The sequence below is a fragment of the Clostridiales bacterium FE2011 genome, assembly GCA_017569305.1.
GTDB lineage: Bacteria > Bacillota > Clostridia > Christensenellales > Aristaeellaceae > Aristaeella.
Genome location: CP069418.1, coordinates 547100 through 561406, shown reverse-complemented (window position 1 = coordinate 561406; position 14307 = coordinate 547100). Strand labels below are relative to the sequence as shown.

Genomic DNA, 14307 nt, shown 5'->3' with positions numbered 1-14307 from the left:
AAACTCCTGCCCTTGTGCAGGGGGCAGGAGTTTTTGCTTGCTTGATGTGTCGGTTAATGTCAGACCAGCTCGAGAATGACCATCTCGGCGGCATCGCCGCGACGCGGTCCGAGCTTGTAGATGCGGGTGTAGCCACCGGAGCAGTTCTTTTCCGCGTTGCGGGCCTTGTACTTGGGTCCGATTTCACGGAAGAGCTTCTCTACCACAGGATGCTTGTTGTCCTTGGTACGCTCACGGTATTCAGCCTTGTTCTCGTCGGCATTCTTGGCTTCCTTCAGATCGTAGAGGTAAGCCATCATGATGCGGCGGGCATGCAGTTTGGACGGAGCATCGTTCACCACTTCCAGGGTGACCAGCTGTCCTTTGTCGTTATGGGTTTCCTTGGTGGTGGAAACCGTATTTTCGCATTCGCGCACAGCCAGGGTAATCATCTTGTCGGCGATCCGGCGGACTTCCTTGGCCTTGGCTTCGGTAGTCGTGATCCGGCCGTTCCAGATCAGGTTGGTCACCTGGTTACGAAGCAGCGCCTTGCGCTGATCCGCGGTGCGACCCAGCTTGCGTTGGTTAGCCATGGGAATTCCCTCCTAAATTAGTCATCATTGGGGCGAAGGCCCAGACCCAGAGCGCTGAGCTTCTGCTCAACTTCTTCCAGGCTCTTACGGCCCAGATTGCGGACCTTCATCATGTCTTCCTGATTCTTCTGCACCAGCTCAGCAACGCTGTTGATGCCGGCACGCTTCAGGCAGTTATAAGCACGGACGGAAAGATCCAGTTCTTCGATAGTCATCTCCAGAACCTTGTCCTTCTTGTCGTCTTCGGGCTGCACCATGCTCACGGGCATGACCTGGTCGGTCAGGCTGATGAACAGGTTCAGGTGCTCATTCAGAATCTTGGCGGCGCTGGAAATAGCCTCTTCAGGCTTCAGCGTGCCGTTGGTCCAGATCTCAAGGGTCAGCTTGTCATAGTCCGTGATCTGACCTACGCGGGTATCTTCGACCGTGTAGTTGACTTTCTTCACAGGAGTGAAGATGGAGTCGATCGGGATCACGCCGATAGGCATGCTGGGGGTCTTGTTCTTGTCGGCGCTCACATATCCGCGGCCGCGATCGAGGGTCAGCTGCATCTGCAGATGAGCATCCTCATTCAGCGTGGCGATATGGAGTTCCGGGTTGGCGATTTCAACCTCATCATCCGTTTTGATATCGCCGGCAGTCAGTTCGCAGGGACCCTTCACATCGATGGTGAGCTGCTTGGGGCCATCGGCAAACATCTTGCAGGCCATAGTCTTCAGATTCAGGATGATTTCCGTTACATCTTCCTTGACTCCCGGGATCGTGGAGAACTCGTGCTGCACACCTTCGATGTGCACGGAAGAGACTGCCACGCCGGGGAGGGAGGAAAGAAGCACGCGACGCAGGGAGTTGCCCAGGGTGTGGCCGAATCCGCGTTCAAGCGGCTCGATCACAAAGCGGCCATAGCAGCCGTTCTGTCCAACTTCGACGCAGTCGATACGGGCTTTTTCGATTTCGACGATCATTTCGTTGTACCCTCCTCATTCGGGTTGTCCAGTAATCATTAACGGGAGTAGAACTCGACGATCATGTTCTCCTGAACCTGCAGGTCGATATCTTCGCGGGTGGGAAGAGCGTTGACGGTGCCGGTGAGGTTCTGAGCGTCGAAGCTGAGCCACTTCGGGATCAGCGTGCTGGTTCCTTCACGCAGACTCTTGAACATCTCCATCTCTTCGCTGCGCTTGCGCAGAGTGATCTTATCGCCAACCTTCACCTGGTAGGAAGGAATGTCGACTTTGATATCATTGACCCGAATGTGGCCGTGGCAGACGATCTGACGAGCCATACGACGGGTCTTGGCCAGACCAAGACGGAACACAACGTTGTCCAGACGCTGCTCCAGCAGGCGGAGCATGTTGTCACCGGTGATGCCCTTCATGTTGGCGGCCTTCAGGTAGTACTTGTGGAACTGCTTTTCCAGGACGCCGTATACGAACTTAACCTTCTGCTTTTCCTGCAGCTGGGCGCCGTATTCGGAGACCTTCTTGCGGCGGTTTCCGCCGGGATTGCGGGTGGATTTTTTATTGCCATAGCCCATAACGGCCGGGGAAATGTCGAACTTCCGGCATTTCTTGGCAATCGGATCTTTATTCACTGCCATTTCTGTCTGTCCTCCTTCTTACACGCGACGGCGTTTGGGCGGACGGCAACCGTTGTGAGGAATGGGCGTCACGTCCTTGATCATGTTCACATCCAGACCGGCGGCCTGAAGAGAACGGATAGCGGCTTCGCGTCCGGAACCGGGGCCTTTGACATACACTTCAACCGTGCGCAGACCGTATTCCATAGCGGCCTTGGCGGCGGTTTCAGCGGCCATCTGAGCAGCGAAGGGCGTAGACTTCTTGCTTCCGCGGAAGCCTAGACCGCCGGCGCTGGCCCAGGAAAGAGCATTGCCCTGGGTGTCAGTGATGGTCACGATGGTATTGTTGAAAGAAGAACGGATATGGGCAGCGCCGCGCTCAACGAGCTTCCGTTCGCGGCGTTTACGCGTAGCCTTCTTCAGCTTTTGCTTAGGTGCCATTGATTTTACTCCCTCCGTATTATCCGCATAAAAGCGGAATCAATTCAGTCAGAGACTTACTTGGTGGCTTTCTTCTTGCCGGCGATGGTCTTCTTGGGGCCCTTACGGGTGCGGGCATTCTGCTTGGTATTCTGTCCGCGAACGGGAAGGCCATGACGATGACGAACGCCGCGATAGCAGCCGATCTCAATCAGACGCTTGATGTTGAGCGAAACTTCACGGCGAAGATCACCTTCCACCTTCAGGTTGTGCTCAATGTATTCACGCAGCTTGCTGATTTCGGTCTCGGAGAGATCCTTTACCCGTGTGTCGGGATTCACACCGACTTCCGCGAGCATCTTCTGCGAAGTGGTCAGGCCGATGCCGTAGATGTAGGTCAGGCCGATCTCAACGCGCTTTTCTCTGGGCAGGTCAACACCTGCAATGCGTGCCATTTTAAGTAATACACCTCCGTATGTTGTTTGACCTAAATGGTCAACCGGGAAAAGTTTTGTTTCGCATGGGGCGAGGCAACCCAACCAGGCACCGCGAAACTCGACTCCATGTTGGCTCCTGGTGAAAGCAGGCGCACAACAACACTGACGGACTGCTATGGAAGGTGCAGTCTGCCAGCGCCTAAAGAGACGGGGTTTGATTTCCCACCGGAACACCCGTTTTTCAACGGATGCAGCCGCCCGGCGGCAAACCAGGGCTAACTTCCACAGTTTAGCACAAGGAAAGAAAAATGGCAATGAAAAATTCAAATTAAAAATTAAATTTTTATAAATATTGTTACAAAAGAATAAAATCTGCTAAATTGTGAGAATGGCAAAGTCCAAATGCAAAATTAGGATTGTCTCTTTGCAGAATGTGTTCCGGATATGTTGAGGGTTTAGATCCTGGAGGAGGGAGTCATACAGAAACATAGAAGCAGAACAGTCGGTGTAAGTACAACATCAGGCGGTGTGACATGGCAACAGTGACTAAGGGGTTGGCAGGACGCCCCTAAAACGCGGCAGATAAAAAGGAAATTACTACTGTTTTACTACTACTGGTGATATTTTGCCGAAAATATGAAAATCAACGCTATATGAAAAAACGCCGGCCTTTGAAAAACAAGGGTTCGGCGCTTTTTCAGCAGTAAATCATATTATTGATCAAGCGAATATGTTCCGGCTTTATCGGCTTAGCAGATTGATCAGTGCCAGCCGGATAAGGTTTATAGTTGACTTTGTTCGGCAACAGAGTGATTACTACTACGATTCTATGGAGGAGGAGTAGTCAATGAAAGTGCCGATCAATCAGAAATTCATTGAAAACACAAGGGTTCAGCGCTTTTCGGCAGCAAATCTTTTTTTGCTGATCGAGGAGAAGAATCAAGGATTCATGCTTCTGGATATTAAAAAAGGATTTGTCTTTCAACTGACAGTTAAATACTCAAAAATCCTGGATATATCTATGCAGAAAATTCAGAGCATTGATTTTGGAGACAAAAAATCCGCAAATGAAAATCTTTAGAAATACAATGAATTATCCAGAAATTCTCAGGAAAACAGACTAAGAGGGACAAAAAGCATACAGTCGCCGGATAACGGAGTAAATCGGCCAATCTTAAGTTTGACTTTCTTTGATCAATGAATATAATATAATCAGCGTTCGGGAGAACGGGGTGGCCGGAGACCACAAAGTGCACGACCTGCATAAAGGCCAGATTGCGACCCGGCATGACGGGTGAGAAGCCCGGCGATGAAGGCCATGAATGGAGGTTGTTATTATGAGTACTTATCTTCCCAGCGTATTTGGTGAGAACCTGATGGATGTCTTTGATGACCTTGACGGGAACTTCTTCCGTGGATTTACCCGTCCTGAGCATGTTCTTTACGGCAGAAATGCACAGCACATGATGAAGACGGATGTAAAGGAAACGGATGAAGGATACGAAGTCGATGTGGATCTGCCCGGATTCAAGAAAGAAGAAATCAAGCTGAATCTGGAAAATGGTTATCTGACCATAGCGACAGAGAAAGCACTGGAAAAGAAGCAGGAGAATAAGAAAGGTAAAGTCCTGCGCCAAGAGCGGTACACCGGCACAATGCAGCGCAGCTTCTATGTCGGTGAAACTGTGACCGAGGAGGACATCAAGGCGAAGTATGAAAACGGTGTGCTGAGTCTGACGATTCCGAAGAAGGAACAGCAGAAGGTTAATGAGAAGAAGCAGATCCTGATCGAAGGTTAACTGACATACCCGCCAATCGGCCCATGTATAGAAAATCAGAGGGCTCCGGCTCAATCGTGAGTCGGGGTCCTTTGCTTTTTCTGCAGTTTTTTTCCTGTTATTTCTTCCGCTTTTCACTTGTCCTTCATGTTCAGGATATAAGATACCATTAAGAAGGAGATGGTCTTATGATTAGTGATTCCAATCAGAATAAAAAGCCGCTCATTTTCTACATGGCTGTTGCAGTCATCGTGATTATGCTTCTGAATGCGTTCGTTTTTCCGATGCTTTTGCAGCGCCAGGTTCAGGAAGTCGGTTACAGCGATTTTCTGAAAATGGTGGATTCAAAACAGGTATCAGAAGTATCCATGGATGAAAACGGAGAACAATTGATTTTCATCACCAAAGGCAAAGACGGACAGGACAGCATCTGCAAGACAGCGGTTTTCCCGGATAGCAGTCTGCGCCAACGGCTGGAGGATGCCGGAGTCTCGTTTTCCGCACAAATCCCAACTCAGAACAATCCGCTGATCAGCTTTATCATCAGCTGGATAATCCCGATCGCACTGTTCTGGGCATTGGGCCGGATATTATCAAAGCGGATGATAGGCGGGATGAATGCGCTGAGCTTCGGTAAATCCGGTGCAAAGATTGTTGCTTCAGAATCAACGGGTGTAACTTTCGAAGATGTAGCCGGTGAGGAAGAAGCCAAGGAAGCACTGAAAGAGATTGTTGATTTTCTGGAACACCCGGGTAAATATGCCTCCATTGGCGCCAAACTGCCTAAAGGTGCGCTGCTTGTCGGACCTCCCGGAACAGGTAAAACTTTGCTGGCGAAAGCTGTTGCCGGTGAGGCCAAGGTTCCTTTCTTTTCCATTTCCGGCAGCGAATTTGTAGAGATGTTTGTCGGTATGGGTGCAGCAAAAGTCAGGGACCTGTTCAAACAGGCGAACGAAAAGGCACCTTGTATCGTTTTTATTGATGAAATTGATACAATCGGCAAAAAAAGAGATACCGGAGCCGGCATCGGCGGCAATGATGAGCGTGAACAGACTCTGAATCAGTTGCTGACAGAAATGGATGGCTTTGACGGGAAAAAGGGTGTGGTCATACTGGCAGCAACCAACCGACCTGAATCCCTGGATCCAGCTCTTCTGCGCCCAGGTCGTTTTGACAGAAGGATTCCGGTTGAACTGCCCGATGTCGGTGGCCGTGAAGCGATTCTGCGTGTGCACAGCAAGGGGATCAGAATGGCCGATAACATTGACCTGAAAGCTGTCGCCAGGGCAACAAGCGGTGCAAGCGGCGCGGAACTGGCCAATATCATCAATGAGGCAGCGCTGCGTGCGGTGCGGCTGGGCCGCGATACTGTAACACAGGACGACCTGATGGAAAGTGTGGAAACGGTTATCGCCGGTTATCAGCGTAAAAATGCAGTCTTGTCTGAGAATGAAAAAAAGATTGTTTCCTATCACGAAATCGGTCACGCACTGGTGGCATCTCTGCAGACCAATTCAGCACCTGTGACAAAGATCACGATTATCCCCAGAACATCCGGCGCTCTTGGATATACCATGCAGGTGGATGAAGATGAGCATTATCTGATGTCCCGTGAAGAACTGTATAATAAGATTGTTACCCTGACAGGCGGGCAGGCGGCTGAACAACTGGTTTTCCATTCCATCACCACGGGTGCGAGCAACGATATTGAAAAGGCTACCCGGCTGGCACGCGGGATGATTACCCGCTATGGCATGGGTGATTTCGGCATGGTGGCACTGGAAACACTGAACAGTCAGTATTTGGGTCAGGATACCTCCCTGGCATGTAGTCCTGCTTTTGCGGAAAAGGTTGATGAACAGGTGGTCGCGCTGGTAGAAGAAGCCCGGAAGAAAGCAGATAGTATTCTGCGGGAACACGAAGATAAACTCCATGAACTGGCAGCATACCTTCTAAACAAAGAAACAATTACCGGTGAAGAGTTTATGAGCATCCTGAAGGCTGATGATCAAAAGCCATAAACAGATCGACGGAACTGAACGCTATTGATTCCAGCATGCGTTCAATGCGTTTTACCGGGTAAGGCGAAATGCTGAATGGAGAAAGTGTTACTACAAGATTTTTGAACAGGCGAAAAAGGAGCATTATTTCTTTGCGGACGTGATTGGATGCCTGTACGTGGAAACTGGGAATATTGAGGCTTCCTTTTCATCTAAGATGATTGCGACGATCGATTCGGACAAGCCTATCTGGGATCAGCATGTATTGCAGAACCTGGGGCTGGAACTGAAGGGTAAGAATCCACGGGAACGGGTTGAGAATGCCATTCTGATCTATGATCGGATTGAAAGATGGTATAAGGATTATTTAACTACGGAAGAGGCGTGGAAGAACATCAAGGAATTCGATAGATGGCTGCCATCGTACAGCTGGATTCCGGATATAAAGAAGATTGATTATCTGCTTTGGAGCAGACGGGAGGAGAAATCCGAGTAGTAAAAAATCCCGTTTTACTACTTTTCTACTACTTTTGGCGGCCTCGATTTGCCGCATTTTGCCGCGTTTTGCCGAGCGATGAATTTCATTTTGGAAGGCGCGGGACAGAACTGACCCGCAGGAAACTGCGCAAAACGCGGCATCCTGCGGCATTAGGAGGCATCTTGTACCAGTGATTAAAATCTTATTTATCTGCCATGGGGATATCTGCAGTCCGGCTGCTGGCTTTTTTATGTTTTCGCGGAAAAGAACTTGTAATCCGACAGAAACCGGCATATAATCCTTTCCCGGAGCAGAAACGGGGAAACCCGCGGATGCCCGACAACTGAAAAACGCAGGGGAGCTTGTAGCGACAGGCTGAGAGGAAGGTATGACCTTCGACCCTTAAACCTGATGTGGGTAATGCCGCCGTAGGAAGACAGAATGTGTTGATGCAGGAGAAACCACAGAAGGTTTCTCCTGTTTTTTTCGTCTCCACTGTGTGTGGCGGGCCGAGGGGGAGCGCCCTGGGCCTTGTACAAAGCGATGGGAACCCGTGTTTCGGGGTGAGAGGGGAAAAGCAATTCCCGACCGAGCGAAGCATTACTGACTTCGTATTTCATACGAAAAAGGGGTTCACAAAAATGAGAAAGTCTGACGTTATCCTGAAACTGGTTGTCCTGTCCCTGCTGATTGCACTGGGCGTGGTGATTTCGCCTATCCTCCGGGTGGAAGGCATGTGCCCCATGGCGCACCTGATCAATATAGTGTGCTCTGTACTGATGGGACCGTGGTATTCACTGCTGTGCGCGACGGTAATCGGCATTATCCGGATGCTGACGATGGGTATTCCGCCGCTGGCGCTGACGGGCGCGGTTTTCGGCGCCTTCCTGTCCGGGGTATTTTACAGGATGTCCAAAGGGAAGATCCTGATGGCGGTCATCGGTGAGATTATCGGAACAGGCATTATCGGCGCGCTGGCCTCCTATCCGGTGATGACCCTGCTGTGGGGAAAGGAAGGACTGAGCTGGCTGTTCTATGTTCCTTCCTTCATATGCGGCACGCTGATCGGCGGAAGCATCGCCTATGTATTCCTGCGCAAACTGGCGTCCAACGGGATGCTGGCGCGGATGCAGCGGTCTGTCGGTTCCGTGGGTTATCACGACCAGCCGAGCGTGGTGGCCGACTCGCTGACCATTGCGGCGCTGGGCGGTATCCTCTGGGTGGTGATCAAGGTGGCTTCCACCGCCTTCGGACTGACTGCTCCCGCATGGAACACGGCGGCCATTGCCGCACCGGCCGTCGCGGCGGCCACGGGACTGATCTACTATTTCTGCAAGACAAAGAAGGTAAAGGAAGCAAATGCGAAAGCTGAATGAGATTCGCGCCGCGGTGAGGGACCGGCGTCCCCTGATCCACTGCATCACCAACCCGATCTCCATCAACCAGTGCGCCAACGCGGTGCTGGCGGCCGGTGCGCGTCCGATCATGGCGGAGCATCCGGCGGAAGTGAAAGAGATTACGGAGTCCGCGGACGCGCTGGTGCTGAACCTGGGCAACATCACCGACGTGAGGATGGAGTCCATGGAGATCGCCCTGCGGGCAGCGAAGGAGAAAGGCATTCCTGTGGTCCTGGACGCGGTGGGTACTGCCTGCTCCGGACTGCGGAGGGAATATGCCGCCCGGCTGCTGGCAACCGCCAAACCGGCGGTACTGAAGGGGAACTATTCGGAAATTTACGCGCTGTACCGAACGGCCTACCGTGCCTCTGGAGTGGACGCGGACGCGGCCCTGGGAGAGGACGAGGTCAAGGAAGCGGCGGGTGAGCTGGCAGGGAAGTACGGTATAACGGTGCTGGCCAGCGGGAAAACGGATATTGTGACAGACGGCACACGGTTTGCGCTGATCCGGAACGGTACGCCGCAGCTGGCCGCCGTAACAGGAACAGGCTGCATGCTGGGAGTGCTGTGCGGTGCCTATCTGCCGGTGTGCCCGGGAATGGAGGCAGCCGCGGCTGCCTGCGCCATGCTGGGATGCTGCGGGCAGATTGCCGAAACCGAAAAAGGCAGCGGCACCTTCCTGGTGAACCTGCTGGACGCCCTGAGCACGGTAACGGATGAGCAGCTGGAAGAACTCATTGAGCTGGAGGAGACAAGATGAAGCATTTTGACACGAGCCTGTACTTTATTACGGACAGTACGATGTACGAAGAAGAGGAGTTTCTCCGCCGGGTGGAAGCGGCGCTGCAGGGCGGCGTGACGATCATGCAGATCCGGGAGAAGAACAAGAGCACCCGGGCGTACATCGACCTGGCGGAAAAGGTACACGCGCTGACAAAACGGTACGGGGTTCCGCTGATCATTGACGACCGGGTGGACGTGGCGCTGGCCGTGAACGCGGAAGGCGTGCACCTGGGCGCGGAGGACATGACGGTAGCCGCGGCAAGGAAGATCCTGGGCGAGGACAAAATCATCGGCGCGACGGCGAAGACCGTGTCCTGGGCGCTGGATGAAGCCGCACAGGGGGCGGACTACCTGGGAGTGGGAGCCATCTATCCCACCACAACAAAGGTGAAGACAGTGCTGACTTCCACGGATACCCTCCGGGAAATCTGCGGAGCCGTGTCCATCCCGGTGAATGCCATCGGCGGTCTGAACCGAGATAACATTGACGTGCTTGCCGGGATTCCGGTTGCCGGAATCTGCGCCGTGTCTGCCATCATGAAAGCGGAGGATCCGAAGAAGGCGGCGGAAGAGCTGAAGGCCAGGGCTGAAGCACTCGGCCTGATCCGCCGGAAGGGAGAAACGGAAAGATGAAGACAGTACTGACCATTGCGGGAAGCGACAGCAGCGGAGGCGCCGGGATCCAGGCGGACCTGAAGACGATGACGATGAACGGCGTCTATGCCATGAGTGCCATTACGGCGCTGACGGCGCAGAATACTACAGGCGTGCGGGCGGTTGAGGAAGCTTCGCCGGAATTCCTGGGACAGCAGATTGACGCTGTGTTTGAGGACATTTATCCGGACGCAGTGAAGATCGGTATGGTGGCTTCCTGCGAGCTGATCCGGGTGATCGCGGAAAAGCTGCGGTATTACCGGGCGCGGAATGTGGTGCTGGATCCCGTGATGGTGGCGACCTCGGGTTCTGCCCTGCTCCGGAACGACGCCGTGCAGACGCTGATGACAGAGCTGCTGCCACTGGCCGCGCTGGTGACGCCCAATATTCCCGAGGCGGAGATTCTGTCCGGTATGCATATTGAAACCGCGGAGGACATGGTGAAAGCGGCGGAGCAGATCAGCAGCGCATATCACTGTGCCGTGCTGCTGAAGGGCGGACACAGCGTGAACGACGCCAACGACCTGCTCTGCGCGGACGGGAAGATCACCTGGTTTGAGGGAAAGCGGATTGACAATCCCAATACCCACGGCACCGGGTGTACGCTGTCCAGCGCCATTGCCTCCAATCTCGCGAAGGGGTTCACCCTGGCGGAATCTGTGCGGCGGGCAAAGGAATACATCTCCGGTGCGCTGGCAGCAATGCTGGACCTGGGGAAAGGCGCCGGACCGATGATGCACAATTTTGACCTGAAATCCCGTTTTGCCGAAGAAGCAAATTAATCTGAAAGGAAAGAAGAACCATGAGAGACTACACGACCCAGATGGATGCCGCAAGGAAGGGAATCATCACCCCGGAAATGAAGAAGGTTGCCGCCAAGGAATACAGGACGGAGGAGGAAATCCGGGACCTGGTGGCCAAAGGCCAAGTTGCCATCTGCGCTAACAGGCTGCATACCTGTATTGAACCCAACGGCGTCGGTTCCATGCTCCGGACAAAGATCAACGTCAACCTGGGCGTATCCCGGGACTGCAAGGACTATGACATTGAAATGCAGAAGGTGATGGCGGCAGTCGATATGGGCGCGGAAGCCATTATGGACCTTTCCAGCCACGGCAATACACAGCCTTTCCGCCGGAAGCTGACCGCGGAATGCCCTGCCATGATCGGTACCGTGCCGGTGTATGACAGCGTGATCCACTACCAGCGGGATCTGGCTACCCTGACCGCGAAGGACTTCATTGACGTGGTCCGCCTGCACGCGGAGGATGGCGTGGACTTTGTGACCCTGCACTGCGGGATTACCCGGAAGACCATTGAGCAGATCAAAAAGCACAAACGGAAGATGAATATCGTTTCCCGCGGCGGTTCCCTGGTGTTTGCCTGGATGAGCATGACAGGGGAGGAAAACCCCTTCTATGAATACTATGACGAGATCCTGGACATCTGCCGGGAATATGACGTGACCATTTCCCTGGGCGACGCCTGCCGGCCCGGCTGCCTGGCGGACGCCAGCGACGTATGCCAGATTGAGGAACTGGTGCGCCTGGGCGAGCTGACCAAGCGGGCCTGGGAGAAGGACGTGCAGGTCATGGTGGAAGGTCCCGGCCATATGCCGATGGACCAGATTGAAGCAAACATGAAGCTGCAGCAGACCATCTGCATGGGCGCACCGTTCTATGTGCTCGGGCCGCTGGTGACGGATATCGCTCCCGGATATGATCACATTACTTCCGCGATCGGCGGCGCAATCGCGGCGGCTTCCGGCGCGGCATTCCTGTGCTACGTTACCCCGGCGGAACACCTGGCGCTTCCGAATGTGGAGGACGTGAAACAGGGCATCATCGCTTCCCGGATCGCGGCGCATGCGGCGGACATCGCAAAGAAGATTCCGCATGCAAGGGATATTGATGACCGGATGGCGGAGGCCCGGAGAACGTTTGAGTGGGACAAGCAGTGGGAATGCTCCATTGATCCCGCCACTGCCAAAGCGATCCGTGACAGCCGTGCCCCGGAACATGACGACACCTGCTCCATGTGCGGCAAGTTCTGCGCGGTGAGGAGCATGAACAAGGCCCTGAACGGCGAGTATATCGATATTCTGTAAGCAATGAAAAACCGGCGGCCTGCCAGAGAATGAATGCTCAGCAGGACCGCCGGTTTTGTTATAAAAAATGTTAATTTTCGTCCGGCACAAAGACCAGCTGGCCGTCCTCCAGTTTGATGGTGCCCTGGGTTTTTGTGATCGGCTTATTGTAGCCGTTGGGTCCGCTTTTTTCGACGGTGAGACGGTCCGCAGTGACATCGGTGACGCCGTAATCATAGTCATATCCGTCCAGGATATAAATCTCGTGGCTGATGGGATCCATTACGACCACTTCATGACGGACCATGCCACTGCCGAACATCCGGCCGGTGACCAGGTCCACACAGCCGTCTCCGGTGACGTCAAACAGGTGGAAAGCAGGTTTGTTGTCCTGCAGGTAGGGAAGCCAGAAACCGGAAAATCCATTCCCGGAGTTGCCGAATTCAGAATACTCGCTGATGACATCTTCCAGCACGAGACCGTGGTCCCTGAGATTCTGCTCACCCGCGGCAAAGAGATCCTCCGCGGAAGCAAAGGACACACATACGAGCAGGAGGATTATTCCTATGCAGAGAATCCTCCCGGCGGTTTTTCGGATTGATGATGCGGACATGTCACAGCCTCCCTTGTCAGGTTATTTCCTGATTTCAGACAGAAGGGCATCTTTCTCATTCGGTACTTTGCCATCCATGACAGCCTCCAGCAGCGCCTGCAGGGCTTCGCCGACAGCTTTGCCTTTCAGGCCGGCGGCAATCAGATCCCGGCCGTTGACCGCCAGGTCTTTCAGGGTGAAGCAGGGCTGCTCTGCCAGGAGGGCGTCCAGGGCGGCCATGCGCTCCTTCAGCCGGGCATCCTCCCGCTCCTGTGTGGTATAGCCGGTGGCGACCCGGTCGGAACGATGGATGAGGAAGAGCGTCCGGAGATCTTCTTCCCCGAAACGGTTCAGCCGCCGCAGGAGGAAGGAACGATCCGTATTGATGGCCCCGCTTTCAGTCCGCAGGGGAATATCATGGTGCAGCACCAGGTTGCACAGCCGTTCCCGGGAGGCATTATCCAGATGCAGGGCTTCGGCGGTTTTCCGGGCAATCTGTTCTGAATATTTCTGGTGTCCTTTGTAATGCCCTTCACCCTTTTCATCTGTGGTGCGGGCAGCGATTTTGCCGGTATCATGCAGGAGCATGGTGAGACGCAGGATGGGTTCGGCCGGAACGCCTTCAATCCCGCGGACGGTGTGCTCCCAAAGATCATAGCTGTGATGATGGTTCTGCTGGTCGTAGCCGATCATGGGCCGGATTTCCGGAATGATTTCCGCCAGCACTTCCGGGTATTCCCGGAGGATCCGTCCGGCAGCCTTGCCGCAGAGCAGCTTCAGCAGTTCCTCCCGGATCCGCTCTCCGGCGACACGGGAAAGATCCGGCGCCATCTTCCGCAGGGCGGCGGAGGTGGCAGGTTCGATCGCAAAGTCATAGACAGAAGCAAAGCGCAGGGCGCGTAGAATGCGCAGGGCATCCTCGTCAAAACGCTTTTCCGCCTCGCCGACGCAGCGGATCAGGTTATCTGCGAGATCCTGCTGTCCATTGAAAGGATCGGCGAGTCCGGTATCGGGAGACCAGGCCATGGCGTTGACGGTGAAGTCCCGCCGGGCAAGGTCCTCAGTCAGGTTGTCCACAAAACAGACGGAATCCGGATGACGGTGATCGGTATAATCTCCGTCCACCCGGAAGGTGGTAACTTCATAAGGTTCATGGTTGACCACCACGGTCAGGGTGCCGTGCTTCAGGCCGGTTTCCACGGTGTGCAGATCATGAAAAACTTCCTGCATCTGTTCCGGCAGGGCGGAGGTACAGATATCCCAGTCATGGGGAGCAATGCCAAGGAGCGCATCCCGGACACAGCCGCCGACAACATACGCAGAGAAGCCAGCCCGCGTCAAGCGGGACAGCAGATTGGAAACAGCAGATGGGAGAATCAAATTACAATTCATAATTCACAATTCATAATTCACAATTATTAATTCAGAATTCAGAATTCAGAATTCAGAATTATTAGTGAAAGCCTACATGCTATTTGAGTCAAAAATTATTATAGCATTCTAAAGCATAATTGCTCAAGTATATGTAGTG

General features: G+C 53.7%; 17 protein-coding genes and 1 riboswitch. Of the genes, 10 read left to right on the top strand and 7 right to left on the bottom strand.

What is annotated here, in order from left to right:
• Positions 1–59: 59 nt before the first annotated feature.
• The 5 genes from rplQ to rpsM are packed head-to-tail and all read right to left on the bottom strand — an operon-like array spanning position 60 to position 3026.
• Entirely contained in the window at positions 60–572 is a 513-nt protein-coding gene (gene rplQ, locus JRC49_02640; GenBank protein QTE71749.1) for a 50S ribosomal protein L17, read from the bottom strand.
• Positions 573–589: 17 nt separating this feature from the next.
• Positions 590–1534 carry a DNA-directed RNA polymerase subunit alpha gene (locus JRC49_02635; protein QTE72771.1) on the bottom strand — a complete coding sequence of 315 codons (945 nt, stop codon included), beginning with the start codon at positions 1532–1534 and terminating at the stop codon, positions 590–592.
• A 41-nt stretch (positions 1535–1575) separates the two neighbouring features.
• Positions 1576–2172: a 30S ribosomal protein S4 gene (gene rpsD / locus JRC49_02630; GenBank protein ID QTE71748.1), complete on the bottom strand. Its 597-nt coding sequence runs from the start codon at positions 2170–2172 to the stop codon at positions 1576–1578.
• Between the two features lie 18 nt (positions 2173–2190).
• Complete coding sequence (rpsK, locus tag JRC49_02625; GenBank protein ID QTE71747.1) at positions 2191–2592, bottom strand: 30S ribosomal protein S11; 402 nt, start codon at positions 2590–2592, stop codon at positions 2191–2193.
• A gap of 56 nt (positions 2593–2648) precedes the next feature.
• Positions 2649–3026: a 30S ribosomal protein S13 gene (gene rpsM, locus JRC49_02620; protein ID QTE71746.1), complete on the bottom strand. Its 378-nt coding sequence runs from the start codon at positions 3024–3026 to the stop codon at positions 2649–2651.
• Positions 3027–3183: 157 nt separating this feature from the next.
• On the opposite strand from rpsM, the gene JRC49_02615 reads away from it, so the two are divergent.
• The 10 genes from JRC49_02615 (at position 3184) to thiC (ending at position 12205) form a co-directional block, all read left to right on the top strand.
• The gene (locus JRC49_02615) at positions 3184–3357 is read left to right on the top strand and encodes a hypothetical protein (GenBank protein ID QTE71745.1); all 174 of its coding nucleotides are present in this window, start codon (positions 3184–3186) and stop codon (positions 3355–3357) included.
• A 498-nt stretch (positions 3358–3855) separates the two neighbouring features.
• On the top strand, positions 3856–4089 hold the full coding sequence (locus tag JRC49_02610; GenBank protein ID QTE71744.1) for a hypothetical protein: 234 nt from the start codon (positions 3856–3858) through the stop codon (positions 4087–4089).
• A gap of 256 nt (positions 4090–4345) precedes the next feature.
• Positions 4346–4807, top strand: coding sequence for an Hsp20/alpha crystallin family protein (locus tag JRC49_02605; protein ID QTE71743.1), 462 nt, complete (start codon positions 4346–4348; stop codon positions 4805–4807).
• Between the two features lie 167 nt (positions 4808–4974).
• Positions 4975–6807 carry an ATP-dependent zinc metalloprotease FtsH gene (gene ftsH / locus JRC49_02600; protein ID QTE71742.1) on the top strand — a complete coding sequence of 611 codons (1833 nt, stop codon included), beginning with the start codon at positions 4975–4977 and terminating at the stop codon, positions 6805–6807.
• 196 nt (positions 6808–7003) lie between these two features.
• Complete coding sequence (locus JRC49_02595; protein ID QTE71741.1) at positions 7004–7282, top strand: hypothetical protein; 279 nt, start codon at positions 7004–7006, stop codon at positions 7280–7282.
• Between the two features lie 326 nt (positions 7283–7608).
• Positions 7609–7717, top strand: a riboswitch (TPP riboswitch).
• Between the two features lie 188 nt (positions 7718–7905).
• Entirely contained in the window at positions 7906–8640 is a 735-nt protein-coding gene (gene thiW / locus JRC49_02590; protein QTE71740.1) for an energy coupling factor transporter S component ThiW, read from the top strand.
• Positions 8624–9421: a hydroxyethylthiazole kinase gene (thiM, locus tag JRC49_02585; GenBank protein ID QTE71739.1), complete on the top strand. Its 798-nt coding sequence runs from the start codon at positions 8624–8626 to the stop codon at positions 9419–9421. Before thiW ends, thiM begins: the two co-directional genes overlap by 17 nt.
• Complete coding sequence (gene thiE / locus JRC49_02580) at positions 9418–10077, top strand: thiamine phosphate synthase (GenBank protein QTE71738.1); 660 nt, start codon at positions 9418–9420, stop codon at positions 10075–10077. The genes thiM and thiE overlap by 4 nt, the downstream gene beginning before the upstream one ends.
• Positions 10074–10880 carry a bifunctional hydroxymethylpyrimidine kinase/phosphomethylpyrimidine kinase gene (thiD, locus tag JRC49_02575; GenBank protein QTE71737.1) on the top strand — a complete coding sequence of 269 codons (807 nt, stop codon included), beginning with the start codon at positions 10074–10076 and terminating at the stop codon, positions 10878–10880. Before thiE ends, thiD begins: the two co-directional genes overlap by 4 nt.
• A gap of 20 nt (positions 10881–10900) precedes the next feature.
• A complete protein-coding gene (thiC, locus tag JRC49_02570; GenBank protein ID QTE71736.1) occupies positions 10901–12205 on the top strand; it encodes a phosphomethylpyrimidine synthase ThiC in 1305 nt (434 codons plus the stop codon).
• 70 nt (positions 12206–12275) lie between these two features.
• Here thiC and JRC49_02565 read toward each other — a convergent pair whose 3' ends face one another.
• Positions 12276–12797, bottom strand: coding sequence for a hypothetical protein (locus tag JRC49_02565; GenBank protein ID QTE71735.1), 522 nt, complete (start codon positions 12795–12797; stop codon positions 12276–12278).
• 21 nt (positions 12798–12818) lie between these two features.
• Positions 12819–14168 (bottom strand): HD domain-containing protein, encoded by a 1350-nt coding sequence (locus JRC49_02560; GenBank protein QTE71734.1) that lies wholly within the window; start codon positions 14166–14168, stop codon positions 12819–12821.
• Between the last annotated feature and the right edge of the window lie 139 nt (positions 14169–14307).